Origin of the sequence: Shewanella sp. 4_MG-2023 (assembly GCF_030548015.1) — a bacterium.
Classification (GTDB): Bacteria; Pseudomonadota; Gammaproteobacteria; order Enterobacterales; family Shewanellaceae; genus Shewanella.
The window spans coordinates 1-2,379 of the sequence record NZ_JAUORL010000070.1; the positions used below are offsets into that span (position 1 = coordinate 1).

The 2,379-nt window shown below is 42.5% G+C and carries 1 protein-coding gene and 2 tRNA genes; 1 reads left to right on the plus strand and 2 read right to left on the minus strand.

Going from position 1 to position 2,379, the window contains the following annotated elements; genetic code table 11:
* Nucleotides 1–289 precede the first annotated feature (289 nt).
* Nucleotides 290–365 (minus strand) — tRNA-Ala (locus Q4546_RS19050).
* A gap of 105 nt (nt 366–470) precedes the next feature.
* Nucleotides 471–1,880: a glutamate--tRNA ligase gene (gltX, locus tag Q4546_RS19055; protein ID WP_102436489.1), complete on the minus strand. Its 1,410-nt coding sequence runs from the start codon at nt 1,878–1,880 to the stop codon at nt 471–473.
* 423 nt (nt 1,881–2,303) lie between these two features.
* Here gltX and Q4546_RS19060 point away from each other — a divergent pair.
* Nucleotides 2,304–2,379: transfer RNA gene (locus tag Q4546_RS19060), tRNA-Val, on the plus strand.

Here is a 2,379-nt window from a genome sequence, read left to right on the forward strand (position 1 = left end):
TCCCCTAGGGGATTCGAACCCCTGTTACCGCCGTGAAAGGGCGGTGTCCTAGGCCTCTAGACGAAGGGGACCCGGACATATTGTTTTACTTCTAATATAACGAAGACCTATAAGTAACACTTTAGAAGGCTATTAAAGTGAAACCGCCGTGCTCTTAATAAAAATAACGCGGTGCCCTAGGCATCTCTTCTTTAATCGAAGGGGACCCGGACTGCATTAAACTCTGCAAAGAGTGAATAACTCATTAAGTTCTGTAGGCTAAAACTTAACGCTTGAATTGTTGTAAAATTGGTGGAGCTACACGGGATCGAACCGTGGACCTCTTCGCTGCCAGCGAAGCGCTCTCCCAGCTGAGCTATAGCCCCTCAACTTTACAAATTGCATTTGGACATGCTGCGATAAATAATCACATCGTGTCTCAAGTACGGGGCGCATTCTATGCAGCCTGCCCAAAAGTGTCAACTCGTTTTTTAAGAATTTATTCTAGCTGCTACAAAATCAATCGCTTTGGATATTCTTTGTTCGCAACGAGCCTTTCCAATGAGAAATAAGGTTAAATCTACAGCAGGTGACATTCCGGCGCCTGTAACAGCGACACGTAAAGGCATTCCAACTTTACCCATTCCTACTTCAAGTTCTGCTGCGGTGTCTTCAATTGCTTGATGAATTGCTTCAACAGACCAATCAGATAGAGCTGAAATTTTTTGTTGGATTAACTTAAGTGGTTCCATTGCAACACCACGCAAGTGCTTTTTCGCTGCATTTTCATCAAAAGCGTCGAAATCTTCATAGAAGTAGCGACTAGATGCGGCTAACTCTTTTAAGGTTTTCGCTCTTTCTGCAAGTGCTGTGACAACTTCAGCTAAAGCAGGGCCGTTTGTGGTATCAATTTTTTGGTCATCCATATGCCATTGAAGGTGGCCTGCAACATATTCTGGTGCCGACTCTTTAATGTAATGCTGGTTTAGCCAATTTAATTTGTCAGTATTGAATGCAGAAGCTGCTTTGTTGATGTCATCTAATTTAAATAATGAAATCATTTCATCAATTGAGAATACTTCTTGATCGCCATGTGACCAACCTAAACGAACTAAGTAGTTCAATAGGGCTTCAGGTAAATAGCCATCATCACGGTATTGCATTACGCCAACTGCGCCATGACGTTTTGATAATTTAGCGCCATCGTCGCCTAAAATCATTGATACGTGCGCATATTCAGGAACAGGTGCACCTAATGCTTTTAAAATATTAATTTGGCGAGGGGTGTTATTGATGTGATCTTCACCGCGTACAACACAAGTGATCCCCATGTCCCAGTCATCAACAACTACACAGAAGTTATAAGTTGGCGTGCCTTCAGTTCGGGCAATGATCAAATCATCTAAAGTATCGTTAGCAAATTCGATGCGACCACGAACATGATCATCAAATACCACACTACCTTCTGTAGGGTTTTTGAAACGAATAACAAACGGCTCGTCAGTTTCACGTGGCGCTAAGTTACGACAATGGCCATCATATTTTTGAGACTCACCATTAGCAGCTTGTTCTTCACGCATTGCTTCAATACGCTCACGTGAGCAGTAACACTTATATGCACTGCCTTGTTCTAGCATTTGAGCAATGATTTCATTGTAACGATCAAAGCGCTTGGTTTGGTAATACGGGCCTTCATCCCAAGTTAAGCCTAACCACTCCATACCTTCTAAGATCGCAGCGCAAGCTTCAGGTGTTGAACGTTCAATATCTGTATCTTCTACACGTAAAACAAACTCACCTTGGTTCGCACGAGCATATAGCCAAGAATAAAGTGCTGTACGAGCACCACCTACATGTAAAAAGCCTGTTGGGCTTGGAGCAAAACGCGTCTTAGTTGTCATAATGGGACACTGACCTATTTCTGAAAACGTCTATATAAAGACAGATATAATAAAGTGGCCGATATTCTATACCCAAACCACCACATTATGCGAGTTCCACTCTTGTTATTTTCATTCTTGTGGAGCAGGCATTCACTATAGTCAACGTCATCTAATATTGCGCAATCAATTTAAGTTTGAATATAAAGGTTAGTAGTAGTCTACTAACTAACAGGTATTAGTGGAGGCAGAAAGAATATAATAGGGGGCTTATCAATAGTGAGATGTTATTTATTCGCCAAAATCTGGTTGATGTCAGCAAAAGGCGGTCTAATGCGTCTAACAATCAACCAAGACGGCTGTTTTTAGCGCGCCTGAACTTTTTTAATCAAAAAGTCGTTGACAGTATTTCGTTGCTCCCTATAATACGGCCCCACACAGCGAGGTCGATTAGCTCAGCTGGGAGAGCACCTCCCTTACAAGGAGGGGGTCACTGGTTCGAGCCCAGTATCGACCACCA

Excerpts from the sequence above, each read along its gene's own strand:
- gltX (WP_102436489.1), bottom strand. The coding sequence starts at position 1,880 with ATGACAACTAAGACGCGTTTTGCTCCAAGCCCAACAGGCTTTTTACAT.